Annotated in this window: 25 protein-coding genes and 1 pseudogene; 8 read left to right on the forward strand and 18 right to left on the reverse strand. The window is 52.3% G+C overall.

All coding sequences use genetic code 11. The features are described from left to right. Positions 1-183: 183 nt before the first annotated feature. The gene (locus L1N82_RS12235; RefSeq protein WP_235287671.1) at positions 184-642 is read right to left on the reverse strand and encodes a VOC family protein; all 459 of its coding nucleotides are present in this window, start codon (positions 640-642) and stop codon (positions 184-186) included. A 271-nt stretch (positions 643-913) separates the two neighbouring features. Between L1N82_RS12235 and L1N82_RS12240 the strand changes: the two genes are divergently transcribed. Beyond that, positions 914-1765: an AraC family transcriptional regulator gene (locus L1N82_RS12240; RefSeq protein ID WP_235287672.1), complete on the forward strand. Its 852-nt coding sequence runs from the start codon at positions 914-916 to the stop codon at positions 1763-1765. On the opposite strand, the gene L1N82_RS23465 is transcribed toward L1N82_RS12240, so the two are convergent. After that, the gene (locus L1N82_RS23465; RefSeq protein WP_328284477.1) at positions 1752-1988 is read right to left on the reverse strand and encodes a MerR family transcriptional regulator; all 237 of its coding nucleotides are present in this window, start codon (positions 1986-1988) and stop codon (positions 1752-1754) included. The genes L1N82_RS12240 and L1N82_RS23465 overlap by 14 nt on opposite strands. Positions 1989-2147: 159 nt before the next feature. On the opposite strand from L1N82_RS23465, the gene L1N82_RS12250 reads away from it, so the two are divergent. Further along, a complete protein-coding gene (locus L1N82_RS12250; RefSeq protein WP_235287673.1) occupies positions 2148-3392 on the forward strand; it encodes a GGDEF domain-containing protein in 1245 nt (414 codons plus the stop codon). A 66-nt stretch (positions 3393-3458) separates the two neighbouring features. Here L1N82_RS12250 and L1N82_RS12255 read toward each other — a convergent pair whose 3' ends face one another. Genes L1N82_RS12255 through L1N82_RS12275 form a run of 5 tightly spaced genes read right to left on the reverse strand, consistent with a single transcriptional unit; the run spans position 3459 to position 5779 of the window. After that, positions 3459-3758: a spore coat protein gene (locus L1N82_RS12255; protein ID WP_235287674.1), complete on the reverse strand. Its 300-nt coding sequence runs from the start codon at positions 3756-3758 to the stop codon at positions 3459-3461. Positions 3759-3771: 13 nt separating this feature from the next. After that, the gene (locus L1N82_RS12260) at positions 3772-3966 is read right to left on the reverse strand and encodes a hypothetical protein (protein ID WP_235287675.1); all 195 of its coding nucleotides are present in this window, start codon (positions 3964-3966) and stop codon (positions 3772-3774) included. Positions 3967-3997: 31 nt separating this feature from the next. Further along, a complete protein-coding gene (locus tag L1N82_RS12265) occupies positions 3998-5134 on the reverse strand; it encodes a zinc-dependent alcohol dehydrogenase (protein WP_235287676.1) in 1137 nt (378 codons plus the stop codon). Beyond that, entirely contained in the window at positions 5131-5517 is a 387-nt protein-coding gene (locus L1N82_RS12270; protein WP_328284478.1) for a spore coat protein, read from the reverse strand. The genes L1N82_RS12265 and L1N82_RS12270 overlap by 4 nt, the downstream gene beginning before the upstream one ends. Continuing rightward, on the reverse strand, positions 5510-5779 hold the full coding sequence (locus L1N82_RS12275; protein ID WP_235287678.1) for a spore gernimation protein GerQ: 270 nt from the start codon (positions 5777-5779) through the stop codon (positions 5510-5512). Before L1N82_RS12275 ends, L1N82_RS12270 begins: the two co-directional genes overlap by 8 nt. A gap of 283 nt (positions 5780-6062) precedes the next feature. Between L1N82_RS12275 and L1N82_RS12280 the strand changes: the two genes are divergently transcribed. Further along, on the forward strand, positions 6063-6629 hold the full coding sequence (locus L1N82_RS12280; protein ID WP_235287839.1) for a C40 family peptidase: 567 nt from the start codon (positions 6063-6065) through the stop codon (positions 6627-6629). Positions 6630-6640: 11 nt separating this feature from the next. Further along, positions 6641-7255, forward strand: coding sequence for a YqaA family protein (locus L1N82_RS12285; protein ID WP_407946750.1), 615 nt, complete (start codon positions 6641-6643; stop codon positions 7253-7255). 75 nt (positions 7256-7330) lie between these two features. Here L1N82_RS12285 and L1N82_RS12290 read toward each other — a convergent pair. Continuing rightward, positions 7331-7944: pseudogene (locus L1N82_RS12290) on the reverse strand (neutral zinc metallopeptidase). Between the two features lie 216 nt (positions 7945-8160). On the opposite strand from L1N82_RS12290, the gene L1N82_RS12295 reads away from it, so the two are divergent. Further along, positions 8161-10140 carry a methyl-accepting chemotaxis protein gene (locus tag L1N82_RS12295; protein ID WP_235287680.1) on the forward strand — a complete coding sequence of 660 codons (1980 nt, stop codon included), beginning with the start codon at positions 8161-8163 and terminating at the stop codon, positions 10138-10140. A 70-nt stretch (positions 10141-10210) separates the two neighbouring features. Here the strand turns inward: L1N82_RS12295 and L1N82_RS12300 are convergent, their stop codons facing one another. Next, on the reverse strand, positions 10211-10939 hold the full coding sequence (locus tag L1N82_RS12300) for a hypothetical protein (RefSeq protein ID WP_235287681.1): 729 nt from the start codon (positions 10937-10939) through the stop codon (positions 10211-10213). A gap of 143 nt (positions 10940-11082) precedes the next feature. On the opposite strand from L1N82_RS12300, the gene L1N82_RS12305 reads away from it, so the two are divergent. The 3 genes from L1N82_RS12305 to L1N82_RS12315 all read left to right on the forward strand — a co-directional run bounded on the left by L1N82_RS12305 (position 11083) and on the right by L1N82_RS12315 (position 13015). Further along, positions 11083-11376, forward strand: a complete 294-nt coding sequence (locus L1N82_RS12305) for a Dabb family protein (RefSeq protein ID WP_235287682.1) — start codon at positions 11083-11085, stop codon at positions 11374-11376. A 152-nt stretch (positions 11377-11528) separates the two neighbouring features. After that, positions 11529-12461 (forward strand): sigma-70 family RNA polymerase sigma factor, encoded by a 933-nt coding sequence (locus tag L1N82_RS12310; RefSeq protein ID WP_235287683.1) that lies wholly within the window; start codon positions 11529-11531, stop codon positions 12459-12461. Positions 12462-12550: 89 nt separating this feature from the next. Then, entirely contained in the window at positions 12551-13015 is a 465-nt protein-coding gene (locus L1N82_RS12315; protein WP_235287684.1) for a VOC family protein, read from the forward strand. Positions 13016-13098: 83 nt separating this feature from the next. On the opposite strand, the gene gcvH is transcribed toward L1N82_RS12315, so the two are convergent. The 9 genes from gcvH to L1N82_RS12360 form a co-directional block, all read right to left on the reverse strand. After that, entirely contained in the window at positions 13099-13488 is a 390-nt protein-coding gene (gene gcvH / locus L1N82_RS12320; protein ID WP_235287685.1) for a glycine cleavage system protein GcvH, read from the reverse strand. 44 nt (positions 13489-13532) lie between these two features. Then, the gene (gene gcvPB, locus L1N82_RS12325) at positions 13533-14990 is read right to left on the reverse strand and encodes an aminomethyl-transferring glycine dehydrogenase subunit GcvPB (protein WP_328284479.1); all 1458 of its coding nucleotides are present in this window, start codon (positions 14988-14990) and stop codon (positions 13533-13535) included. Further along, positions 14990-16342 carry an aminomethyl-transferring glycine dehydrogenase subunit GcvPA gene (gene gcvPA / locus L1N82_RS12330; RefSeq protein WP_235287687.1) on the reverse strand — a complete coding sequence of 451 codons (1353 nt, stop codon included), beginning with the start codon at positions 16340-16342 and terminating at the stop codon, positions 14990-14992. Before gcvPA ends, gcvPB begins: the two co-directional genes overlap by 1 nt. After that, positions 16342-17466 carry a glycine cleavage system aminomethyltransferase GcvT gene (gene gcvT, locus L1N82_RS12335; RefSeq protein ID WP_235287688.1) on the reverse strand — a complete coding sequence of 375 codons (1125 nt, stop codon included), beginning with the start codon at positions 17464-17466 and terminating at the stop codon, positions 16342-16344. The genes gcvPA and gcvT overlap by 1 nt, the downstream gene beginning before the upstream one ends. 255 nt (positions 17467-17721) lie before the next feature. After that, complete coding sequence (locus L1N82_RS12340) at positions 17722-18783, reverse strand: LLM class flavin-dependent oxidoreductase (protein ID WP_235287689.1); 1062 nt, start codon at positions 18781-18783, stop codon at positions 17722-17724. A gap of 401 nt (positions 18784-19184) precedes the next feature. Next, entirely contained in the window at positions 19185-20756 is a 1572-nt protein-coding gene (locus L1N82_RS12345) for a histidine kinase N-terminal 7TM domain-containing diguanylate cyclase (RefSeq protein ID WP_235287690.1), read from the reverse strand. Positions 20757-20993: 237 nt separating this feature from the next. Further along, entirely contained in the window at positions 20994-21452 is a 459-nt protein-coding gene (locus L1N82_RS12350) for a carboxymuconolactone decarboxylase family protein (RefSeq protein ID WP_235287691.1), read from the reverse strand. Between the two features lie 6 nt (positions 21453-21458). After that, positions 21459-23102, reverse strand: coding sequence for a thiamine pyrophosphate-binding protein (locus L1N82_RS12355; protein ID WP_235287692.1), 1644 nt, complete (start codon positions 23100-23102; stop codon positions 21459-21461). A gap of 23 nt (positions 23103-23125) precedes the next feature. Continuing rightward, on the reverse strand, positions 23126-25381 hold the full coding sequence (locus L1N82_RS12360; protein ID WP_235287693.1) for an EAL domain-containing protein: 2256 nt from the start codon (positions 25379-25381) through the stop codon (positions 23126-23128). Positions 25382-25454: the final 73 nt, after the last annotated feature.

Raw genomic sequence — 25454 nt, forward strand, 5'->3', positions numbered from 1 at the left:
GAGAGTCATATCCAACGGTTGGAAATATACACAAGTTACTACCACATCCGGCTGCAATTTAAGCAAGCTAGCAATGGAAAATTCATACCATGGCAGCTGCTCTCACTGCCCATAATGCAAAAAGCCCGGCGCCCAACAAGGCTTACCGGACTTTGCAGCTGCCGACTAGCAGCTGAATATCTTTTACTTCTTATCGTTCTCAAGCAGCTCAACCAAGACCTTCAGCTCCTTGAATGTATCCATATAAGCATAGCGTCCTCCCGGATACTCGCCCTTCTGCTGCAGCGGGAAGCCCTTGCTCTCCATCAGCGTAATTTTCTCCTGCATGCCCTCAATGACCAAAGCGATATGATGCGGCCCCTCGCCATGCTCCTCCAGGTGGCTGCGCCAGGTGCTCGGATGCTCATCAGGTTCAATAAGCTCTATTTGGATTGCGCCCATCTTCATAAAAGCCAGCTTTGCGCGGGCCGGAGTCGGCTCGCCATTGTATTGCGTCTGCGCCTGTTCAAGCGGGCCAGTCCAGCTGGCCTCCGGCTTCTCGATTCCGAAGAAATCGGCATAAGCCTGCGAAACCTTGTCAATATCGTTCACCAATATGCCGATGTGAACAACTGCATTGTTGCCGAGCAATCCTTGTGTCATGTTATTCGGGTCTCCTCTGCTATATAATATGAGATTTCTTGCACATGGCCCTACCTATTTATCATTAACCAGAACAGCAGCCGACCCTCCATCAAGTAATTCGTTATTTTCACCCGCTAATATTAATATAGATGCCATGACCGCTCTCATCTATAATTTTGTTATAAAGCTTGTACTCGTAAGCATGCAATCTGTCCGATAAACGCATTTATGAGCAGGATTCCTTAAGCGGCTCCTGATACACTGATTTCCAGGAAGGAGAGACGGCAACATGGAATGGTTATCCCGCATGCAGAACGCACTTGACTTAATAGAGGTTAAACTGGGGGAGCGTCTGGAGATTGATGAGCTTGCGCAGGCCGCCTACTCATCGACCTTTCACTTTCAACGGATGTTCTACATGGCGACCGGCATGACGGTAGCCGAATATATCCGGAGACGAAGGCTTACTCTGGCCGCGCAGGAGTTAGCCACATCACCCGCCAGAGTGCTAGATGTCGCTCTAAAGTACGGCTATGACTCGCCCGAATCATTCGCCAAGGCGTTCCGCAAAATTCACGGCATGACACCTACGGAAGCCCGGAACGCGGGCGTGCAGCTGAAAGCCTTTCCCCGTATCTCCTTCCAACTCATTTTGAAAGGGGACAAAGACATGGATTACCGTATTGTAGAGAAGGAAGCGTTCCGGATTGTCGGCAAGCCGCTGTATACCACCTATGAGCAGCTTCGGGAGGTGCCGCTGTTTTGGAACCGCTGCAACATGGATGGCACATCCGACCGGCTCGTGGCAATGAGCAGCAGTAACCGGATGTATGGCATCTGCATGGACATGAAGCCCGGTACGGAAGATATCACCTACGTGATTGGGGTGGAAAGCGACCAAGATGCTGATGACAGCGAGTTCCTGAGCCGTACCATCCCTGCCTCCACTTGGGCAGTATTTTATGCGGACGGCCCCGTTCCCCATGCCATTCAGCAAACGTATTCGCGCATTTTTCAAGAATGGTTCCCCTCAACGGGCTACGAGCACTCCGGCGCTCCTGAGATGGAGGTCTACCCGGCAGGAGATACTGCCTCCGAGAGCTACCGCACCGAGATATGGATCCCGGTCAAGAAGCAGTAGAATAGTTGTCCTGATGAAAGAGCCGGCATCGCCGGCTCTTTTTTGATTTTCCACGCATGAAGCGCTTCCGAATTGGGAAGATCAGCTTCAGATCCTCCTGGCACCGCTCGTCAAACACATACTGGCCGCCCTTCTTCTCCGGGAAAATCAGCCCCAAATCTATATAGTGCCTGACGGCATCGATGCTCAGCCTGTTGGTCTCCGCGAATCTTCCGACCTTCATCTGCCGACCACCCTTCATCAAGCTTCAATACTATAACGGAATAACAATTTCTAAATATTCTATCAAAAGCGAAATTTGAAACTCACTTTCTATTCATTTTTGTAATATAATAGCTATAGCCTCACTGTAGTTCTGAACAACAAGGAGACCTTAAAAAGCATGACAAAAGCCCGAATATTTGACCTAACATTATTTACGACTTCTGTGCTTGTTGCTTTAAGTTCAGGACACCTCTTGTCAGATCATTCCGCCTACTTAAAGGCCTTGATTATATATTGGCTGTTCTCCTGCTTATATTACAACCTCCGCGTCATTAACAAAAGCGGAAGTACAAGCGTTGACTATGGGATCAGCTATACGTCATCTCTCACCTTGTTTGCGGGGCCGGTTGGCGTACTGATATTTGAAACCATATTCCGTTTCACCATATATTTTCATAAGAAATGGTCCAATACGGCCGATCCCGGCGAGTTTCTGGACACATTCTTCAATATCGGGTCCTTCGTGCTGGCTAACTCAATCGGCTATTATATGTACCAATGGCTTTACCCCGTGTTTGCGTCCATACCTTACGGCTTCTGGCTGCTGATGATACTGCTGATTATCGTCATTTCATCGCTCACGACGCTGTTTTTGGTCATTGTCCTATTCATCATGGGCGAGCTGCGGACATTGCGGGAAGCCTATGATTATTCGGTTACGAGCCGAAGCTTCTTGGATATGGGGAAAATCGCGCTGACAAACGGCCTGCTGCTGATCTTCCTGCAGGAGCAGCGCTGGGATATTATCTTCAGCTTGTTTTTGCTTAACTATGTCGTAAGCCGGTCCTTTCATTCCAAATCACAGAGCATCCAGAACAAATATGAGCGAGATAAATTCGAACAGATGGCGTATAAGGATTTCCTGACGGGGATGTATAACCGCGCTTATATGGATAAACAGATGGCTGAGCTTAACCAGCCCGGGGATACAATCGGCATCGTCGTAACCGATATCGATAACTTCAAGAGAGTGAATGACAGCTATAACCATGCCGTCGGCGATCAGGTTATCCGGCATTTTGCCCGCACCCTTCAGTCCTATCTGGATGGAGACGATTTTCTATTCCGAAGCGGCGGCGAGGAATTCACGTTTTTCTTACGGAATAAAGGCTATGCTGACTGCTGCTTACTGCTGGAGGAGATGCGCCGGGGTGTAGAAGACAGTCTTGTGCAAGCAGAATATGGAGATCAGGCAATTCAGCTTTCTTATACCGCCTCCTTCGGCCTCTATTACTTTGAAGTAGGCTCACAGGCGTCTATGGAGAAGGGCTATATCCAGGCGGATCAGCTGCTGCTCCAGGCCAAGCATCTTGGCAGAAACCGGGTGCTTGTAAAGAATAATTCACCGGAAGAGGATGTATAACGTAATACGGTTATAATGAAGGGGCTGTTCCGAAAGTCATAATGACTCAGGGACACCCCTTCTGCCCTACAGCTTGGCCAGCTGCAAGGCTGCGTCTATATGCTGCCGGTCGACCTGAACCTGCTCCTTCACATTCCACGGGTGGTACAGACCTCTATCCATCATATAAGCCGTCACCCGCTCATGCATGGTGATCAGCTCCTCCAAATGCTCTGCCAGCGTATCTCTGATCTCCGGCGAAATCGCCTCTGTGACGGCCATCGCGTAATTGCGGACACCGCTTTTGACAGCAATGAGCATTTCCATCGCAATTACATCATCCGTTAAGTCTGCCATGCCGGCCAGTCGTTCGATTATCGTGTTCATGCGGCACCTGCCTTTACTGATTTATCTTTGCCAAAATAGCGTCAAGCTCCTGCAGCTGACGGGTTGAGAGCTGGACATCCTCAAGCATCAGCCGCTTGAGCTCCCCATCCGACACGAGGGCGGACATCGTCTTCGACTTGGTCAGGCACACGGCTTTAAACACAGCTATCTCATGAACCTCAAGTGATTCGTGCAGGGCATAATTCACCTCGATCACCACCTATCCTTATCTTCCACAGCTATGGTTTCAGAACTACCTTGATGCAGTTATCCGTCTTCGTATCGAAAATCTGGTAGCCGCGCTTGGCATCTGCGAGCGGAATCACATGAGTAATAATGTCGGCCGGGTCTACCTTGCCTGTCGTAATGAGCTCATACATATACGGCATGTAGTGAATGACCGGCGCCTGACCGGAACGGATATTGACATTGCGCTGCATAATATCGCCTAGCGGGAATCCATTGTAGCGGCCGCCATATACACCCGTCACCTGGATGGTTCCGCCCTTGCGGACAGCCTGAGAGGCTATAATAATTGCGCTCAGTGTGCCGCCTTGAAGCTTCATCCCGGAGGCGAGAAACTCAAGGTCGTTCATCTTCCCGCTCATGCCGACCGCATCGATGACGACATCCGCTCCACCGCCTGTTATCTCCTTGAGGTAGCTGCCGACTTCCTGCTCCTGCTCGATGTTTACAATTTCCACGTGATTGGTTCGTTTTGCGTGCTGGAGGCGGTAGTCCACATAGTCGGCTGCAATAACGCGCTTCGCGCCCTTCAGCCAGCAGAATTTCTGGATAAGCAGGCCAACCGGGCCACAGCCAAGAACGACAACGGTATCGCCATCCTTTACGCCCGCGTTATCTACACTCCAGAAGGCTGTGGACATGACGTCCGCCATCATAATCAGCTTCTCATCCGGCACTTCGCAGCTGTCGGGAACACGGAAGTGTGTAAAATTCGCGAACGGCACACGCAAATACTCCGCCTGTCCCCCTGTATAACCTCCGGTAGTTCCGCTGTAGCCGAAGAACCCGCCCATCTCCCCATGCTCATTCGAATTGTCGCATTGGCTTTCGAGCTGATTCCGGCAATAAATACATTCTCCGCAGGCGATGTTGAAGGGAATGACTACACGATCACCTTTCTTGAGCTTTGTAACCTCAGGGCCCACTTCCTCTACAACTCCCATTGGTTCATGGCCGATGACATAATCCTCCTGCAGATTGGGGATCATCCCGTGCATCAGATGCAGGTCCGAACCACAGATTGCCGTAGCCGTAATTCTCACAATCATATCATCCGGCTTCTGAATGCGGGCATCCGGCACTTCCTTCACCGCTACATTCTTGATTCCCTGAAACGTAACAGCTTTCATGCCTGTTCTCCTCCGATATGCTGGTCTGGCGTGTCGTAGAACATGCCCTTGCGGGAGCTGTCCTCCCGGTACAGGTTCATCCCGCTGATCTTCACCGTATTGTTTGCTGCCAGCATGTCGAGCTTGTACTGTTCGCTAAGCTCATAGGGGTGAAACCATCTCTTGCGAACCATAAGCTCCGTAACCTCCTTATGCATCGCAAGCTCTTGACGCAGTTGGTTTCGCAGCGCGAGGCGCAGCTCAGGCGTGGCGGCTTCTGTAATGGCTATTGCGGTATTGCGAACAGCCTCCTTTGCCCTCATCAGCAGGTCCATAGCCAGAGTAGTGTCCGCAAGCTCCGGCATATGCAGTGAATTAATCGGGTCCAGATAATCGTTATTCATCCTTCCCGCCTCCCTGAAGTATGGGCGTTGGACGGTTAGGCGGCACCGGTGCCTGGAACGGGGCTTTGGCATACAAGCGCTGCAGGTTCGCAATCGATTGGGCAGACAGCTCGGCATCCTTCTGCAGCAGCGCTTTCAGCTCCACATCAAACACGAGGCCCTGCAGCAGCTTCGACTTGGCAAGCCCCAGGGTTTTCATATTAAGCATTTCATGCAGATCAACCGATTCATGGGCAGCGAGCGTTTGAGACCTCGTGGTCATGGCCAGGTTCCCTCCTGTATCGTTTAGTAGGTATCATCCCCTCGAATTGGGTATCTATACAGAAAACTGAAATGAATACTTAACTTGTAAACCAAGACTTAAGTCGGGGCCCCAACTATCCCCCGGTCTGTTACGGCTTCTCAAGTTATTTGCTAAGCTTGTAAAAAACCTACCTTTGTATACATAAAATTTGTTATAGTGAGGGGAACACACATTGATTGAAGCTGCAGAAGGTAAGAGCCCGAGGGACAGTATCTACGTGTTATTAACAGATACCGGTACCATGTTCACCAGGCTGATTAAGCGGTTTACCTCCGCACCTTATAATCATGCTTCGCTGGCACTCGATGTGGAGCTTAACGATCTGTACAGCTTCGGCCGCAAGCATGCTGCGAAGCCATGGGCAGGGGGCTTTGTTAAAGAGGATATATATGAGGGTACTTACAGCTACTTCCCCGGCACACAATGTGCTCTTCTGCGGTTAAGGGTGACAAAGGAACAGCGGGCGCAAACCATTCGGGTCATCCGCTCGTTTCAGAGAGAGAAGGAGCTGTATCGTTATAATCTTGTCGGCCTGCTCGGCGTGGTTATGAAACGGGGAATTGAACCGAAGAAGGCCTATTTCTGCTCACAGTTTGTATCGGAAACCCTGCGAAGCAGCGGAGTTTCCTTATGGGATCAGCCGTCAACGCTGGTTACCCCCGATGATTTCTACAGTCATTCTGCTTTTGAGCTTGTGTATGAGGGATTTCTCTATGATTATCCGCTGCTTGACGGAACCAGACTGGTATTTGAGCGTAGTAAGACTGTCACCAATACTTCTTTTCAATTAGGAGGCAAAGTGGTTTGATTGATGCAGTAATGGAATTTCTGCGCAGCTTCGGGTCGTTGGGGCTTTTTATACATGCCATGATCGACGCGATTATCTTCCCCGTCCCTGCCTTCTTCCTACAAGTGTCACTAAGTGCACTCAACCCCGAAAATGCCATATGGCTGGCTACATTCGGGTACATTGGCTGCCTGGTCGGAACACCTGTCGGCTACGCCTTGGGCCGAACCTCGGGCAATCTGATTCTCAGCAGAATGATGAAGAAGAAGTGGCTGGATTCCGCCTCCGAGATGTTCCGCAAGCACGGGGAGTCTGCTATTCTGATCGGTTCGTTCACACCTATCCCATTCAAGCTGTTCACCATTATGTCTGGCGTTATGAACTACCCATTCTGGAAACTGCTCGGCTATGCCGCCATCGGCCGCGCCGTCAAATTCTATATCGTCGGCATTCTGTTCTATATGTACGGCCGTGCCGCCGAGCATATGATTGACAAGGTTCTCGGCATTACGCTGCTTATTGTCGGTGCTGTAATCTTCGGCGTATGGCTGCTCGTCCGCAAGCTCCGCAGCCGGAAGAAGCCGGTTGTTACGCAGGACGATGCAGCCAAGCAGGATAGTCCTCCGGCAGCTGAAGGCAGCTTGTAAACGGGTAAATAACAAAAAATCATTGAGCCGGCAAGAGCTTGTTATCCAATCTCACCTGCCGGCTCGTCATCTTTTTTAAAGCCGGTCTGCCTTGAACGTATCGCCGCCTTCTATCGTTCCTGACTCGTACCCCTGATAGAACCAGCGCTTGCGCTGTTCAGAAGTCCCGTGTGTGAAGGTCTCCGGCACAACCTCTCCCTGATACTTCTTCTGAAGCGTATTTGCGAAATCTCCGGGTGCATCGTACTTCTGCCGCAGGTCCTTATAGAAACTTAGATCGATATACAGCTTATGGTCACCAGGGCAATAGAAGGGACCTACAGCCGAACCAGCGGACCCGCATCCGATTGCACACTGCCCGTGTACAGCACAAGGACGGGTTCCTCATATTCCATTCCCTGCTCATGAAACAGCTCCGTCCACACTTCCTCTGTATCAGCCAAAACAACAGACACGAACTCCGCAAGCTCCTTCTCCTCTTGAGTCTCTTGATAAAGTGCTCTGGTCGTGCCCGTATCCGTGCCCGCAAAGGAGTTTAGCAATTCCCCCGGATTACCGCCAAGCAGCAGCACAACGAGTAGGATAATGGTCCCTGCAGCCCCGCCCCCGATGAATGTTCTGCCGCCTCCGCCGCCCCGGCCTCTCCTGTCTTCCACATTCGAACTTCCCCTTCTGCCCTTCCACTTCATCATGTTCACCTCCGCCATAAATGCGAGCAGCCTTATGATTGATCTGCTTCTGCTTATCCATCTATACACCCCGATATATCCTCAATGCTTCACATCTAAGAGAATGGCGGAAATAACCGAATATTACCATTTAAACTGTAACGTCAGACTATTAACTTTTTGTCGTAAAATGTCGATAAAAATCATATTTACAGATTCACTACTAGGAGGGTCTCCATGTTTTTCACGAAAGGACGATTGCAAACCAAGCTTATCCTTATCTTGCTCTTCCTCGGCATTATTCCTGTGTTAATCTGTTCGTTCATTCTGTTCCGTGTTGCAGCGTCCAATGTGGAACAATTTATGCAGGAGGATCTTGAGCATGTCATTTCTATTACACAGCAGCAGTTTGAAGAAAAACAGGCTCAAGCTTTACGTCTGGCTGAGCGCTACGGTAAGAACGAGGACCTGATCGGGCTCCTGCGCAGCAATGACCGGGAACAGCTTTTGAGGGTCGTGGCACCCCTTTATCTTACCCTGCAGGAGGAACAGGATATCGCTGTATTTGAGTTTGGGGATGCGCAGGGCAACGTCATTCTTCGCGCCCACAACCCCGGTAAATTCGGAGACAATAAGGGAGATAACGCTTCAATTCAAGCCGCTTTAGACGGGCAGCCGGTTAAAGGCTTTGAGGTGGGCAGCAGCGGACTTGCAGTTAGAGCTGTTGTTCCTGTTATGGATAATGGAACGATTATCGCCACCTTACAAACAGGCTTCAGCGATGAATTCCTGGCTCATGTCAGCCAGTTAATCGCTGGTGATTTGACCATTTACCAGGATGGCATGCCGGTGATGAGCTCTAACTCCGAGACCAATTTTGAGAGTTCAGGACAGCAGGCTGATCCGGCCATCTATGAACAAGTCTCTGCAGGCTCTCGTGTCGAACGGCAAGAGGGCGGCTTCATACATATTTACATGCCCCTTATGTCACCGACCGGCAAAGAGGTTGTTGGCATGTATCATATTACACAGGATATCTCGGCCAGCGAGCATATGAAGGCATCCTTCCTGTACATTTCATCCGTCTTGATTCTGGTCTCTTCACTGCTTGCAGCAGCTCTGGCCATCATCCTTGCACGAGGATTGATTCGTCCTATCCAATCCACTATCGCACTGATGAGACAGGTGGCCAAAGGAAACCTGAGAGTTCAAGCCGAGATTAAGGACCCCCGGAATGAACTGAGTCAATTATCCTCAGAGACGCTGCAGATGGCGGATCACCTTCGCCACCTGGTATCGGATATTACGGAAGCTTCATCCAGGAGTGAAGCAACGGCAAATGAAGTCAATGAGATAACGCTGCATAACCGTACATTAACGAGTGACATTAATGACTCCATGCAGCAGGTATCGGCTGCAGCCATGAATCAGGCTGAAAGCGTTGATGAGGGCATGAGGGGGATTCAGGAACTGGCATCGGTACTCTCCGCTTCCAAATCCAATACACAATTGATCTATGAGCATAATACACGGGTCATGAAAAAGCAGGAGGACGGTGCCAAGGCGGTCGAAGGGCTGCTTCAGACGATGAAGCAGAACGTGCAGATTACGGAGACCGTACATCACAATATAACCACACTGCTCGGGGATATTGAATCCATTGCCGCAATGACCGACTTAATTCGGGGTATTGCCGAGCAGACCAACCTGCTTGCCTTGAATGCAGCCATTGAAGCGGCCAGAGCCGGTGAACAAGGTAGGGGCTTTGCCGTCGTAGCTGGTGAAGTACGGAAGCTCGCAGAAGAATCTAACGTTTCCGCTAGCAATATTCAGTCCATGATCAGGAGCATTCAACTATCTGCCCAAAGCACGACAGATGCTATGGCAGAGGCAATGGCCATTGTGCAAAGACAGGAGGAGGCTGTGAATTCTACCTCCCTTTCCTTCCAGGATATCGAGGCGACAATCACTTCTGTACACACTCTTATTGACAGACTCACTCAGGATATGGACGTCTTGGATAAGAAGAAAGACACCATCATGAATCTGATCGAAGATACATCTGCGCTCTCCGAGCAAACGGCCGCTAGTTCCCAGCAGGTATTGGCCAGCATAGACACGCAGGTTCATCTGTATGACAATGTCAACAGCCGCATGGAACAGCTGAATCAGATCATTAAAGAGCTTCAGCAGACGGTCCGGAAGTTCAGCACCTAATCGCGTACCACAGCGTAAGCGAAACAGCCGCAGACACCCACCCGGGTGCTGCGGCTGTTCACGTTTGCCGTTACGGTGTCCACTCGTCATGAATAACGCCTACAAGCGCGTAGTCGCTGCCGATCTCTTCAAAGACAAGGCGCAGACTGCCCCAGTCCATCCCTTCATACTCCGGATTCACGCCGTCGATATAGTACGAGACATAGTCATGATTTTCCGGCGGATAAACCTCATCCAGGTTGTTGACTGTCGTGCCTTCACCCAGCACTTCATTCACAGCAACCTCCGCCTTCTCGATATAATCCATATCATAGACAAATTCCTTATGGTAGTCGGCATACGTCAGCTCAATCTTATCGCCGCTGCCTGCGTAAGTACGCCATACCCGCTTCTCTAGATCATCCATAATTCCCTCCAGCTCTTCCCTGGATAAGATGATATCCTTTTCCTTATCTACATAAGCATACGGTGAGAATCGTACACCCTTCTCTGGATGGGTCCACTGCGCCACTGTCTCCATATCACCTGCCTTAAGCGCCCGAATCACAGTAGTCGCAGCTTCCTTGACGGTAGGCGGCTGCCCTTCCACCGGCTCTTCCTCATTCTGCGGCTTATCTTCTGGTGCCTGCTCCTCTAGAGTTTGTTTTTCAGCGGGCTGCCGGCCCTCGTTTGGCTGCTCCTGATTCTTATTCTGGCTGGCCGGTTCCGGCGCCTGCTCCGATGTATTCGCACATGCTGTAACCAGTAATAGGATAGCGGCTATGGCAGCGGTCAGGAAGCTTCTCTGAATCTGGTGCATAGGTTCAATCCTCTCCCTTCCTTTACAACTGACGAACCGCCCCTTGGGAAAGTTGCGGAAAATTGGATAGATGATTCCGGAATGATTTGAATTTATCCCTATGCGCTTGTACAATGTAAGCAAACATAAGGGGGATTTTAACAATGATTCAACGTACCGTTCTAATCAAATTCGCGGAGACGACTCCCCGGGAACAGCTGCTCGAGGTCGTCGATCGTTTCAAGGCTCTCCAGCACAAAATCGATGGCATTGTGGAGATCCAGGCCGGCCTGAATATGTCCGAGAAGAGCAAGGAATTTCAGGTTGTGCTCATGGTCCGCTTTGAGAACCAGCAGGCTGTGGATGCCTATACCGTACACGCTGAGCATCAAGCCGTTGTGGCCTTTATCGGCGAGGCTGGCCGGATCGACAGCATTGGTGCCGATATCGATATTTAACCAAGTTCTGCAAGAGGGAGCTCTAGCCGTTAAGGCTATGGCTCTTTTTTACTAGGGCAAGCTCCCCTCCAGATCGAAAATCCTTCCCGCCACCAATCAGCGTGCTGTAAAATAAAACCAGGCCGTCTGTAGCCGACACGGGGGATGATAGCTTGTCAGACCAGACTTACTTATCCGACCCGCAGCTTGCGGCACGAGCGGAAAGCGGAGATTTCGAGGCCTTTCGGGCTATCGTTCATCGGTATTCCAACGCTTTGCTGTCCGTTGCCTACAGTGTACTTGGGGATTACCATGAAGCGCAGGACGCTGTACAGGAAGCATTCGCCAAAAGCTACAGCAGGCTGCACACCCTGAAGGATAAGAAGAGGCTGGGCAGCTGGCTCTACACTATTGTCCATCGGACAAGCATCGATATGAAGAGGGCACAACGCACCTCGCTGCCTCTAGATGAAGCGCTTACTCCCACTTCCGATCTAATTCACAGCTGGCTTGAACGGCATGCGCTGCAGGAGGCCGTCTGGACGGCTATGCATAGTCTCGAGGAGAAGAGCAAGACAGCGGTTATTCTCTATTATGTCAGTGACTGGCCCATGAAGGAGATCGGCCGCTTCCTGAACCTCTCCCTCTCCGCTGTAGAGAGCAGGATCAGGCGTGCCAGAGAGTCGCTGAAGCGGCAATTGGCCGGCGATTATGAATCCTACTTTCGCTCCTGCCGCCTGGGTCTTCCGTTCGAGGAACGCGTCAGTCAGCATGTATTGAAACGCATGGGCCATTTCTATATACCAGCTACGAACAAGGAACGGACAACGGAATGGTTCATCATCCATTTCCAGCTGCAGAGAGCCCCGCATGGCAGCCTTTGGCTCGGTACGGGTCAGCAGCTGTTTGTGCTGGAGTGTTCGAATCACACGCCCCCGGCACAGCCCCTTCTTACATTCGCCGTGGATGATGTTGAGGCGTGCTGGGCTCAGCTGAATACCAGCGGTGTGGTTACCGGACCGATTGCTGAGGATGAATGGTGGGGAAGCCACTTTGTTTTCTATGATTTTGACGGGAACAAATACATCGCGGTGACGCCCAAATAACTTTTTTCTGCGGGGGAGCGACGGATTTAGATGCTTGATGTCGTCTATATAGGGAATGCGTAATCATTTTAGGAGAGGTGGACGAATATATGGCTGAGAAGGCTATAAACCAAGGGATAAAGGAGCAGCAAGAACAGACAGCTGCTAAGCCTCTGCTTACGAAAGTGCTGTGCAATTATTTGCCCGTATCCAATCTGGAACGCTCCGTGAAGTGGTATGAGGAGACATTTGGACTGACGGTTCGCAAGCGTGAGCCGGGCGGCGCCATTCTTGTACTCGGCAATGGTCAATGGCTGTTCCTGCTGGAGACCACCGGACCCCGAACCGCCAATTTTACGACGGACCAGTGGAACGGCGCAGGCTTCGAGATGTTCTCCCTGACCTTCGAGGTTGAGAATATCGTCGAGCTGCACAAGAGACTTCGTGAACAGGGGGCGGAAGTGGAACCGCTCGCAGATTATGACAGCTGCGGACTGCAGTTTACATTTAAGGACCCGGACGGCAACAAATTTAATGTTTGGCAGGACCCCGGTAAACAGGTCGCGGAGCGATGATGAAGCTATCGGGTGTATAAATGCGGTTAAGGGACGAAGGATAACCAAACAGTTGTCCTTCGCCCTTTTCTGCGGCTAACGTGCTATTCCACAAGCTCCCGGTACTGCTCAGCTGTCAGCAGCGCTGCGAGCGCCTCGCCCACTTGGCCTTCGACTTCCACCTCGGCAATCCAGCCGCCCTCATACGGCTGTTCGTTAATCAGCTCCGGCTGCTCAAGCAGCGTCTCATTAACCCGCCTAACCGTTCCGCTGACCGGGCTGTACAGCTCGGATACCGTCTTCACCGACTCGATCGAACCGATGCTGTCACCGGCATCAACCTTCGCTCCCAGCTGCGGGAGCTCTACGAAGACAATATCGCCAAGCTGGCTCTGTGCATGATCGGATATGCCAATGCGTACAATCTGACCCTCTGCCTTTGCCGCCCACTCATGCTCTCTGCTGTATACGTAATTTTCCTTAATATCACTCATCACGCAATCTCCTTTTCCCTCACTTGATATTGGCGGTCCGGCTGTCAGCCGCAAGTGCAATTTAAAACAGGCTTGCGAGCCGCTTGTGTCTCATTCAGCCGTTTCACGATTGTGGTATGGGGGGCCTCCAGCAGCAGCTGCGGGTTCGTCTCCGCTTCACGGATTATCTGAATCATTGTATCAATGAAGGCATCCATGGTCTCCTTGCTCTCGGTTTCCGTCGGCTCGATCATCAGGCATTCCTCTACATTCAGCGGGAAATATATCGTCGGCGGATGGTAGCCGAAATCCAACAGCCGCTTCGCTACATCCAGCGTCCGCACGCCGTACGCCTTCAGCCTTTTGCCGGACAGAACAAATTCATGCTTGCAGATGCCCGGGTAGGGAACATCGAAGTAAGGGGCCAGCCGCATCCGCATGTAGTTGGCATTCAGCACGGCGCATTCCGACACCCGTCTGAGTCCCTCTGGGCCATAGCTGCGGATATATGCATAAGCCCGCACCAGGATGCCGAAGTTTCCGTAATAGGCCTTCACTCTGCCGATGGATTGCGGACGGTCATAGTCCCAGTAATAGGTTCCATCCGCCCGGCGGCTGACGACAGGCTTCGGAAGGAAGGGAATCAGCCTGCTCTTCACACCGACCGGGCCGGCCCCAGGTCCTCCGCCTCCATGGGGGGTGCTCATCGTCTTGTGCAGGTTCAAATGCACCACGTCAAAGCCCATATCGCCCGGCCTTGCTATGCCCATAATGGCATTCGAATTGGCACCGTCATAGTACAGCAAGCCCCCGGCCTCATGGACAATGGCCGCTATCTCCACAATCTGCTCCTCGAACAGCCCCAGTGTGTTCGGATTCGTCAGCATCAGGGCGGCTGTATCCGGCCCTGCAGCAGCACGAAGCTTGTCGAGATCAACCAGCCCCTTGCTGTTCGATGGAATCGTTACCGTCTCGAAGCCCGCAGCCGTGGCGCTTGCCGGATTCGTTCCGTGCGAAGAATCCGGCACAATCACCTTGGTCCGCTTCTCGCCGCGGCTTTCATGATAGGCCCGGATCAGCATAAGGCCGGTCCATTCCCCGTGCGCGCCGGCCGCAGGCTGCAGCGTCATCTGATCCATACCCGTCAGCTCGGCCAGATCCTGCTGCAGCGTATAGAGGAGCTCCAGCGCTCCCTGAATGCTCTCTTCCGGCTGGTAAGGATGAATCCGCGCAAACCCCGCCAGGCGGGCAGCCTCCTCGTTAAGCTTCGGATTATATTTCATCGTGCAGGAGCCTAGGGGATAGAAGCCGTTATCCACGCCAAAATTGCGGCGGGACAACTCCGTGTAGTGCCGAATGACATCAACTTCATAAACCTCCGGCAGCCCGGCAGGCTTGCTTCGCAGTAAATGCACAGGGATATCCTCTGACGCATCGCACTCCGGCACATCACATTCCGGCAGCGAATAAGCAACCCGTCCAGGCCTGCTCATCTCAAAGATCAATGCTTTGTCCGGCTTCATCATCCAGCCCCCATTTCGCTAATAAAGCCATCAATTTCCGCCTTCGATCTGCGCTCGGTTACCGCGACCAGCATATGGCCCGCCAGCTCGGGATATTCCCGCCCAAGCTCCAGGCCGCCTATGTAGCCAGCCTGCAGAAGCTTGGCGGAGAGGTCATCCGGTGATGTGCCTTCCGGCAGTTTAATGACAAATTCATTAAAGAAAGGCGCCTCAAATGCCAGCGACAAACCCGGCTCGGTAGCCGCCCGGCCAGCGGCATAGCGGGCCTTGCAATAGTTTTGTTTAGCTACCTCCTGCAAGCCCGCTTTTCCCATGACAGACAAATAAACAGATGCACAGAGAGCGAGCAGTGCTTGATTAGAGCATATGTTAGAGGTCGCCTTCTCCCGCCGGATATGCTGCTCCCGCGCCTGCAGCGTCAGCACATACCCCCTCTTCCCTTCCTTATCAACCGTCTGTCCGACAATACGTCCGGGCATTCGGCGCATAAGCGCTTCGGATACGGCGAAGAAGCCGCAGGTCGGACCGCCCAGCGATGCCGGGATGCCCAGCGGCTGTGCGTCGCCTACAGCAACATCCGCCCCCAGATTCCCCGGCGCTTCCAGCAGTCCAAGTGATAACGGATTACAGCTGGTTACTAACAGTCCGCCGCGGGCATGAACAATCCGGCCGCAGGCTTGGATATCTTCAATACAGCCGAAGAAGTTTGGCGACTGAACCAGAACAGCCGCTATCTCGTCGCTAGCCATGTTCTCCAGCTCGTTCAGATCGGTTACCCCGCCGCAGTATCCGATCTCCACTATTTCCAGCCCCAGACCCCTGGCAGCGGTCTTCACGACAGCCCTCGCCTCCGGATGAACCGTGCTGGATAGCAGAACCCGGCTGCGCCCTGTGGCTGCACTGGCTAGTGCAGCTGCCTCCGCCAACGCTGTCGCCCCGTCGTACATGCTGGCATTGGCTACCTTCATACCCGTCAGCTCGCACATATAGGACTGGAACTCGAATATAGCCTGCAGCTCGCCCTGGCTAATCTCCGGCTGGTAAGGTGTATAAGCGGTATAGAACTCTGACCTTGATAAAATATGCGGTATGACGACCGGGATATGATGATCGTATAGTCCTGCCCCAAGAAAGCTGGTATACCGCTCCGCATCCCTATTGCGGCCTGCCAGTTCCTTCATATGCTGCAGCAGCTCCGGCTCACTCATGGCCCCAGACATGCGGAGAGTACCTTGGTACCTCACCTTGGGCGGAATATCCGCAAATAAATCTTCAATCTCGCTTGCGCCAATGGCGGCCAGCATTTCAGCCTGATCCTCATCCGTCATAGGCAGATAACGATGCTTATTCATCACTTAACTCCTTTGCCAGACAGTGGCCTGCGATAAAATGGCGTCTTCACTACTTCGGCCTTAAGCCGTTTGCCCCGGATATCCACTTCAACTTCTGTTCCAACCGCTGTATAACCAATCTCCAGAAGAGCAAGCCCCAAGTTACGCTTCAACGTCGGCGACTGCGTTCCTGATGTCACTTCGCCTATAGGCCTGCCCATTGCATAGACCTGATAATGGGAGCGGGGAATACCCCTTTCCCGCATTTCAATGCCGACGAGCTTCCGCTTGAGGCCTGCTTCCTTCTGCCTCACCAAGGCTTCCCGCCCGATAAAGCCGCCATCCTTATCCAGCTTCACGAACAAGCCGAGCCCGGCTTCCAGCGGTGAAATCGCTGGGGAGAGCTCCTGCCCGTACAGCGGAAGCCCAGCCTCAAACCGGAGTGTATCCCTAGCACCGAGGCCGGCCGGCACCAATCCTGCAGGCTCGCCTGCCTGCATTATTGCCCGCCAGATCACCGGGGCATCTGCGGCATTCGCATAGATTTCAAAGCCGTTCTCCCCTGTGTACCCGGTCCGCGACAACAGCACCTTGCAGCCGCTAATCACTGCCTCCGGAAGGAAGTGGAATGGCGCCAAACCGTGTACAGCGGGGGCGTCCGTAAGCCGGGATAACACCGTACCGGCCAAGGGACCCTGCAGGGCAAGCAACGCAGTCGCTTCAGAGCGGTTATCGAGTGCAGCGCCTGGCAGCAGATGCTGCTGAAGCCATTCATAATCCTTATCAATGTTGGCGGCATTCACCACCAGCATGTACCGCTCCGCTGATACCCGGTAGACGAGGAGATCATCCACCGTACCGCCTTCCGCATTGCACATTAATGTGTATTGTGCAGCACCGTCGGTTAAGCGGGTTACATCATTGGTTGTCATCTGCTGCACATAAGCTTCCGCCTGACGGCCTGTGACCCAAATCTCGCCCATATGGGAAACGTCGAATAACGCTGCCCGCTCGCGCACTGCAGCGTGCTCTGCTCCGATGCCGCTGAACTGTACCGGCAGCTCCCAACCGCCAAAGTCGATACACCTTATTCCCGGGTGTTCCGCATAGAGCGAAAATAGCGGCGTATGCTTTAAAATAGTCAACTCCTCACCTCACACTTCGATTCAATCACACAGAACAGACTAAAGTTCTCTATGCCTGACAAGATGTGGGCACTCATGTACGCAATTGGTGCGGCCTTCTAAGCCGTCTTCACCTATTCATAATATGAAACAAATTAGACCTTATGTCAATTAATATAACATAAGGTCTAATTTTACCTGCGTATGTTAGATACAGTAACTCAAATGTGACCAAGCACCCGGAAGTTATACCCCCTGGAGTACATTCCCGCCATCCTACACGTTACCACCCGACTCCGCTTCCCATTGTGCAACTGCCTCCCGCACTCTCGGTGCAACCTCAGTTCCCAGCAGCTCGATTGCCCGCATGACATCCTCATGCGGCATGGTACCCAGCGGCACATGCAGGAAGAACCTCGTAATACCTACATGCTTGCGAAGATTGATGATCTTCCGGGCGACCGTCTCCGAATCCCCTACGTACAAAGCTCCTTCAACGCTGCGCGCCGCATCATATGAACCACGGTCATAATGACCCCAGCCCCGTTCGCGTCCAAGCAGGTTCATAACCTGCTGTGTGGAGGGAAAGAACTTGTCAGCAGCCAGTTCCGTGGTCTCCGCTATGAAGCCATGGGAATGGGAAGCTACCGGAAGCTTCGATACATCATGGCCGGCTTGCGCTGCTGCCCTCTTGTACAGCTGTACGAGCGGCGCAAACTGCAGCGGGCTTCCGCCGATAATAGCCAGTACCAAGGGCAGACCAAGCAGACCGGCGCGCACGACTGACTCCGCGTTGCCTCCGCTTCCAATCCACACCGGGAGAGGGTCCTGTACAGGCCGTGGATACACCCCAAGGTTCTGTATAGCCGGCCGGTGACCGCCCCGCCAGGATACCTTCTCGGAAGCGCGCAGCTTAAGCAGCAGCTCCAGCTTCTCATCGAATAATTCGTTATAGTCCTCCAGGTCATAGCCGAACAGCGGGAATGACTCAATGAACGATCCCCGCCCTGCCATGATCTCTGCACGCCCATTCGATAACCCATCCAGCGTAGCGAAGTCCTGAAACACGCGTACCGGGTCAGCTGATGAGAGCACGGTAACCGCGCTTGTCAAACGGATACGAGTCGTCTGGGAGGCTGCAGCTGCCAGTACTACTGCCGGGGAGGATGCCGCGTAATCCTTGCGATGATGCTCGCCTACACCGTACACGTCAAGACCTACCTTATCCGCCAATACGATCTCTTCAACAACTTCACGCAGCCGCTGCGCGTGACTCATGACCTGGCCCGTCTGAACATCCGGTGAAGTCTCAACAAATGTGCTTATTCCAATCTCCATTCTCGCATCCCTCCTGATAGTTCGACCCTATGGTCGCAATGCTGGATCCGCTAAGCCTGCGGCGCAGCGATAGACCCCCATAACTAACTTTTACTTTGTTTCTAACTCTATTATAGCACTGTTCCCCCTATTCAACACGCCATTCTACGGTTACCCGGCTGAACGGCCCAACAGCAAAAAGAAGCCCCGGCTACCGGAGGCTTCTTCCTCGTAATCATTAATCCAATCTCTACAGCTTCAACCCTGCAATTAAGCCTTCCGGAATACTTGGACCCAATAGGTGCCGTAAATGGATCTTCTGGTCCAACCTTCGTCTGTGCTTCTCTATCATAGGGAGCTTTCCGGACAGAGTAAACCCTCGAACATTTCTACCACAGGGGCTGCCTTCCACCTCTAATAGGTCAGAGGACCTCGGCGCCAGTCTTATCCTCATATACCTGTACACAATTCCTGCCCATCTTCTTCGCTGTGTATAAGGCGGTATCCGCCTGCTGGATCAGAGCATGCATTAACTGGCTGTCATCTCCCCTGCCGACCCGGGCGCTCGCCACCCCAAAACTGGAAGTAATGTGAATCTGCCGGCTTCCCAGGGTTGGCCTCGCTTCGGCAACCTTCCTGCGGATCTGCTCCGCCAGCTCTGCTGCCTCTCTCTTGCAGGCATTAGGTATACATAGAATAAACTCATCACCGCCATAACGCCCGGCAATCCCCCTGCCCCCTATCACATCCCGCGCAGCCGCTGCCGCCAATTGTAATGCCGTATCACCAGCACCATGCCCATACGTATCATTCACTTGTTTGAAGGTGTCAATATCGAACATGATGACCGCCAGCTCGCCGTTCTGACCGGACAGTTCCTGAATCGCATGCTCCGACTGATCCAGCAGCGCTGCGCGGTTAAGAAGCTGGGTTAAATTATCGGTGCTCGCCAGATACTTTAGGCGCGCTTCTATCTGTATGCGGTCTGTCATATTTACGAAGGAAACAATCGTACCCGATCTACCACTCTTCTGCTGTATCGGGTAAAACCGGATATGATAATGCAGCTTAGCGCCTTCTCGAATTACCTCATAATCTGACTCCCGGGACTGCCGGAAAATCTCAGCCAACTGTTCTTCTCCGGCCGAAAGCCGATGAATGGACTGCCCCACCGCAAGTGGCGTTAATGCTGGAATAACATCCGGCATGGCCGCATTATAGTCGGTAACTTCCCCCCGTTCATTCAGAACCAGGACACCCTCTCTCATATTCTCAAATACCAAATCCCGGGCGATCGGAACGGCATTGAACATCTGGTACCGTAGAAGTGCGATACTCTGCAGTACAAAGGACACACTCAAATATACAGGACCCAGATCAATCCCGTAGGGACTGCTGCCCCCGATGTAAAAGAAAGCTGCGAACACCGGTATCGTAAGCCCCGCAACCATAAGGAGGAGCTCTACGCGAAACCGGGAAGAAACTTTGCGAAGCTCCAGCAGCAGCACAATGACACTAGCAGCCATACATCCGTAGAGAAAGACAGAATGCACATGGAAATAGGGGCCATGCTCCAGCTGGACAATCGGGAAAGGCGCATCAGCCCGCAGCTTCATCGATGTATAATAAAGGTGATGCTCATCGTTGGTTATCTGGATAATTGTTGTTGACATCGGAATCAGCAATAGAACACAGTTGACCCAACCTTTAAGCTTGCGGCCGGCATAAGCCAGGGACATCAGCAGGGCGAACACGGGGATGAAGGGCAGCGGTATATATTCAATGCGCAGCCAGAAAGCGATTTGCTCAAGTGTTGGACTGGTCAGCTCGAACAGGTAAGCCAGACCGAACGCTGACGCCATGAAGGTCATGAGAATGTAATAGATGCCCCCAGGAGCGTATCTTAACCGGACCCCTGCATAAATGCATAATCCCAGACTTAACAGCGCACCTGTGAGGATCAATAGGATATAAATTATTAGTTCTTGCTCCATCTTCACCTGCTCCATCAGCTTCAAGGCCTAATTTGTCGAATTATGCAGACACTCGATTTATATTACCATAAACATCCACCCTTCTATAGTGGGAACTTACTAATCTCCATGTAAAAATTGTTAGGGAAAGATAATATCCCAAAACAAAAAGGGCTTTCCCTCATGACCTTAAAGAATCATGCCGAAAAACCCATTCACACAGCTAAGATGTTCCATAGAGGGCTGCCGTACTGCCGGTTAGTCGGCCGCTCTGCCCTCGCCGCCCGGAACCGTAATACCGCGCTCCTCGAATACCCTCCGGACGACATTGAGCCCTCCGCATGCCTTCGGGAATCCCGCATAGCCGCCGCAGTGAAGGACGATTTCCAGGATCTCTTCCGGCTTCAATCCAACGTTAAGCGCCGCATGGACATGGAATGACAGCTGCTCCATAGCGCCTTGTGTGATCAGCGAAGTGATCGTAATAATTTCGCGCTGCTTTAGATCCAGAACCCCCCGTGAATACAGGTCCCCGAAACCGAAGGCCACCAAGGTACGACCAAAGTCCGGGTAGAATGCTCCGATTTCCTTAATCATGCTTACACCTTGATCTCCAACCATCGTCTGCAGCGTATCTATTCCGGTCTGATAGCGCTCCTGATTCGTCTGCTGCGGATTGATCTGGTCAAGCTTCGCTTGCTCCGATTGTTTGGTCATATTCCCCTAGCCCCTCTTCATCGTCGGCGGAATTTCATCCGGATCCATTATAATATCGATAACGCTTGTCCGGTTCTGCTGCAGCGCATCACGGATGGCGTGCCGCAGCTCCTCCACCGTCTCACATCGGTAACCGGCTGCGCCCATGGCCTCACCAAACTTTGCAGCGTCAAGCGGCACCTGATACTTCGTACCGACCGCTCTGCCCAAATGCCGGCCCATTCCCTTATCCACCATATCCAGCCGCTGGTTATTGGCAACGAAGAACAGGACAGGCGCATCATGGTTCACCGCTGTGGATACCTCCGTACCGTTCATGAACATGCAGCCGTCACCCGACAGGCAGGCAACAACACGGTTAGGCATTCCCAGCTTGGCCCCGACCGCATAGCCGATTGCACGGCCCATCGTCGCGTATACTTCCTCAAAGTAAAACGTTCCGGGTACCTGAATATCCAGATACCTGATCGCGTAGAAGGAATGGCTTCCCGCATCGCCATAGATCAGGGTATCTGCCGGCAGCTCCTCCCGCAGCGTCTCCATAACCTGCTTGCCCTGCAGCAGACCAGCTGCCTCATCATCAGAAGCCGCAGCTTCACTGGCAGCCGCAGCAGTCAAGACTGCCGGCAGTTCTCTGGAATGCGCCGTGCTCTCTGCTCTGGCAAGCAGCGCCTGCAGATTGCCGCGAATACTGCCAAGCACCGGCGTAACAGCAACCGGCAGCGCTTTTCCGATGAACCTGGCTTCATAATCGAAGTGGATGATATGCTTGGGGTACTGAGCAGGCTGCAGTCCCGGAATTTCCAGGTCACTCAACTGGCTTCCAACCACCACCATGAGATCGACACCCTGTTGCAGATAAGCATCTGCCATCTCACTGCCCCCGAGACCATAAGGCCCAAGAGACAGCGGATGATTCGAACGGATTGCGCCCTTACCGCCCGGAGTGGTCGCGACCGGGATGGACCACCGGGTAGCGAATGCCTCGATTTCCTCATAGGCGTGCTGTGCGTGCAGCGCTCCCCCTACAAGCAGCAGGGGTCTTCTTGAAGAGGCAAGGAGGGAGGCGACATGTTCAAGATTCGAAGCGATCACCTGCGGATAAGCATCCGGAAGACGGATATCGAAGTCTTCCACCTGCTCGGTCAGCACATCTAGCGGAATGCAGAGATGAACGGGTCCCCTAACACCTGTATATGCTTGTTCGATTGCATGCTCAAGATAGCTTCTAAATACCTCTGCGCGGTCTACCCGCGCGCTAAACTTCGTAACCGGCTCGAACATCTTAACCAGATCGGTGCCAAACATCGTGCTGTCCTGACCCAGAACCTTCCCGGCCTCTCGAATCGGCGGCGACCCTGTTATGAACAGAACCGGTACTTGGGAGAAGAGTGCTTGCCCTGCCGCTGTCAGCATATTAATACCCCCCGGACCCGCCGTTCCAACCGCCGCTCCGAGAGAACCACGGGCCAGCGCATAGCCTGCCGCCTGCAGTCCGGCCCCCTCCTCATGCTTGCTCAGCACAAATGTAATACCCGCGTTGTCCATGTCAAGCACAAGGGGAGTCACTGGCTTGCCGGGTATGCCAAATACATGGGTAACACCCCAGCTTATTAGATGCTTAACCAGCATATTGCTAACAGTTGGCATAAGATTTTCCCCCTAGATAGTCTTCAGTACAGCTTCTTGATTTTGGAGATAAGCTCAGAATACGATTGTTCAAAATCCTCGCCGGGTATGGGCCGGCTAAAATAATAGCCCTGAACCTCATCGCACTTGCGGACCTGCAGGTAACGAAGCTGTTCCTTCTCCTCTACCCCTTCAGCGACGACTTCCAGGTTCATGCTGTGGGCCATAGCAATAATGATACTTACAATATTAGTGCCATTGGTTTCCTTCGAGATATCCCGGACAAAGCTCTGATCGATCTTCAACCGGTTGATTGAGAAATTCTTCAGATAACTGAGCGAGCTGTACCCTGTCCCAAAATCGTCCATGCTGATCTGAACGCCAAGCGCATGAAGCTTTCGGAGCATCGGGATAGCATGGTTGACATTCATCGTCATTGTCTCGGTAATTTCCAGGTCGAGATACTTTGGCTGCAGACCTGTCTCTTCGAGGATCATATGAACAGCATCAACAAAGCTCTCATCAAGGAACTCCTGTGAAGACAGGTTCACCGACACCCGGAACGATGGCAGTCCCTGCTCCTGCCACTTCTTATTTTGTATGCAGGCTGTGCGCAGCACCCATTTGTCGATCTGGCTAATAATTCCTGTTTCCTCTGCAATGGGGATAAATTGATCCGGCGTCAGCAGTCCCTTGGTGGGATGCTGCCAACGGATTAGCGCTTCCACCCCTTTAAGCTCCCCGCTTTGTATATCCACCTGAGGCTGGTAAAACAGCCTGAATTCGTTCTGCTCGATGGCCTTGCGGAGTGAGCTCTCCAGTATCATTTTTTCGCGGGTGCTCGTATTCATGTCCGGCGAATAGAGCGCATAGGAATTCAGTCCCCGGCTCTTCGCACTGTACATGGCGGTATCCGCTGCCTTCATCAGGCTCTCCAGGTCCTGACCATCCTCAGGATAGATGGAAATGCCCGCGCTTGCAGACAAGTGAAACTCATACCCGTTCAAGCTGAACGGTTGATCGAAAATCTTCAATATGGCGCGGACCCGCCCCAACGCTTCCTCCTTGTCCACAATAGAAGGGAATGCGAACATGAACTCGTCGCCGCCCATTCTGGCGACAAACTCCCCGGGGACAAGAACCTTAAGCATCCGCTCAGCCACAACTGTCAACAGCATGTCTCCGCTTGAGTGGCCCAGCGAATCGTTAATGATCTTGAAGCGGTCCAGATCAAGACATACTATAGCCACCTGGCTGCCTGTCGCGCTCGCCCGCTGGATATATAGGGTCGCGTTATTCTTGTAATAACGCCGGTTCGGCAGCGTTGTTAAATCATCGTGGTTGGCGAGATAGTTATAGCGCTCCTCTGCCTTCACCCGCTCTGTAATGCTCCTGAACTGCCCGAAGGCGCCTAGGAGCTGCTTCTTCTCATCGTATAACGGGTAGGCATCAAACAGGCATACCTGCTTGTCCAGAGAAGAACCCGGCTCAAAGGTCATCTGCACATCCTCGAAGATTCTCCCGTTATGCATGACTTCGTGAATATATTCGCCCATAGAGCCCAGCTCCTCGACCCTGGTACCGAGCATATCTTCTCTCGATTTACCCGTAAAAAGCTCCGCGTATTGGTTAAACGTGGTGATCTCCCCGTTGCGGTTCGTCAGGATAATACCATTACGGGTATTGTCCGTAATAATCTGGTTTAATATATTCAGCTTACGGTTCTGCTTGCGGAGCAGCAGCTCCCGCTCAATAGAATCCGCTGTGGTCGCTAGCATGGTAACCATCATCGGGTTCTGAAATTCCTTGGCTGTCATGATAATGACGCTTCCCAGCAGGTCATTAACATCCGAATAGTGAAAGGCCACTGCATAACAGGCGGTGCCATGCAAGTATTCGTGAAAATGATCGTCGCCGATCAGCTGGATTGGAGACTCATTATATTTTAGCGACAAATTGACAACGTTCGTCCCCATACTGGTTTCCGTGAATTGGACGCCAGGCTTGATGCCCAGGTCATGGATGGTCTTCTTAATCGTCTCGTCGCCCATCATATGAAGAATAAAGCCTTCATCATTGGCAACAGATATGAGAAGGGGCGTGCCTGCCAGGTAGTGGAGAATTTTCTCGCCGAAGAAGCTTACGACAGACAATATTTCATCGTATTCTTCACGCTTGCCGTCTAGTTCAGCGGGCGATAATATATGCTGAGGATGAGGAATCTCTTTCGGATTAAGACCGATGTGCTTACAAAACAGATTCGCTTGTTGGATGAATTCGGGTTTTTCCGTTGTAGCCACAGTTGAGCCCCCATTTTGAATAAAGCACCTAAGTAGATAATCCAATTATATATTGACTTTCTGTCACAAATAT

The organism is Paenibacillus tarimensis, from assembly GCF_021532315.1.
Taxonomy (GTDB): Bacteria; Bacillota; Bacilli; order Paenibacillales; family Paenibacillaceae; genus Paenibacillus_I; species Paenibacillus_I tarimensis.

Bases quoted from the DNA above. Each gene is read 5' to 3' on its own strand.
- L1N82_RS12235 (WP_235287671.1), bottom strand. From the start codon at position 642: ATGACACAAGGATTGCTCGGCAACAATGCAGTTGTTCACATCGGCATA.
- L1N82_RS12240 (WP_235287672.1), top strand. From the start codon at position 914: ATGGAATGGTTATCCCGCATGCAGAACGCACTTGACTTAATAGAGGTT.
- L1N82_RS23465 (WP_328284477.1), bottom strand. From the start codon at position 1,988: ATGAAGGTCGGAAGATTCGCGGAGACCAACAGGCTGAGCATCGATGCC.
- L1N82_RS12250 (WP_235287673.1), top strand. From the start codon at position 2,148: ATGACAAAAGCCCGAATATTTGACCTAACATTATTTACGACTTCTGTG.
- L1N82_RS12255 (WP_235287674.1), bottom strand. From the start codon at position 3,758: ATGAACACGATAATCGAACGACTGGCCGGCATGGCAGACTTAACGGAT.
- L1N82_RS12265 (WP_235287676.1), bottom strand. From the start codon at position 5,134: ATGAAAGCTGTTACGTTTCAGGGAATCAAGAATGTAGCGGTGAAGGAA.
- L1N82_RS12270 (WP_328284478.1), bottom strand. From the start codon at position 5,517: ATGAATAACGATTATCTGGACCCGATTAATTCACTGCATATGCCGGAG.
- L1N82_RS12275 (WP_235287678.1), bottom strand. From the start codon at position 5,779: ATGACCACGAGGTCTCAAACGCTCGCTGCCCATGAATCGGTTGATCTG.
- L1N82_RS12280 (WP_235287839.1), top strand. From the start codon at position 6,063: ATGTTCACCAGGCTGATTAAGCGGTTTACCTCCGCACCTTATAATCAT.
- L1N82_RS12285 (WP_407946750.1), top strand. From the start codon at position 6,641: ATGGAATTTCTGCGCAGCTTCGGGTCGTTGGGGCTTTTTATACATGCC.
- L1N82_RS12295 (WP_235287680.1), top strand. From the start codon at position 8,161: ATGTTTTTCACGAAAGGACGATTGCAAACCAAGCTTATCCTTATCTTG.
- L1N82_RS12300 (WP_235287681.1), bottom strand. From the start codon at position 10,939: ATGCACCAGATTCAGAGAAGCTTCCTGACCGCTGCCATAGCCGCTATC.
- L1N82_RS12305 (WP_235287682.1), top strand. From the start codon at position 11,083: ATGATTCAACGTACCGTTCTAATCAAATTCGCGGAGACGACTCCCCGG.
- L1N82_RS12315 (WP_235287684.1), top strand. From the start codon at position 12,551: ATGGCTGAGAAGGCTATAAACCAAGGGATAAAGGAGCAGCAAGAACAG.
- gcvH (WP_235287685.1), bottom strand. From the start codon at position 13,488: ATGAGTGATATTAAGGAAAATTACGTATACAGCAGAGAGCATGAGTGG.
- gcvPB (WP_328284479.1), bottom strand. From the start codon at position 14,990: ATGAAGCCGGACAAAGCATTGATCTTTGAGATGAGCAGGCCTGGACGG.
- gcvPA (WP_235287687.1), bottom strand. From the start codon at position 16,342: ATGAATAAGCATCGTTATCTGCCTATGACGGATGAGGATCAGGCTGAA.
- L1N82_RS12340 (WP_235287689.1), bottom strand. From the start codon at position 18,783: ATGGAGATTGGAATAAGCACATTTGTTGAGACTTCACCGGATGTTCAG.
- L1N82_RS12345 (WP_235287690.1), bottom strand. From the start codon at position 20,756: ATGGAGCAAGAACTAATAATTTATATCCTATTGATCCTCACAGGTGCG.
- L1N82_RS12350 (WP_235287691.1), bottom strand. From the start codon at position 21,452: ATGACCAAACAATCGGAGCAAGCGAAGCTTGACCAGATCAATCCGCAG.
- L1N82_RS12355 (WP_235287692.1), bottom strand. From the start codon at position 23,102: ATGCCAACTGTTAGCAATATGCTGGTTAAGCATCTAATAAGCTGGGGT.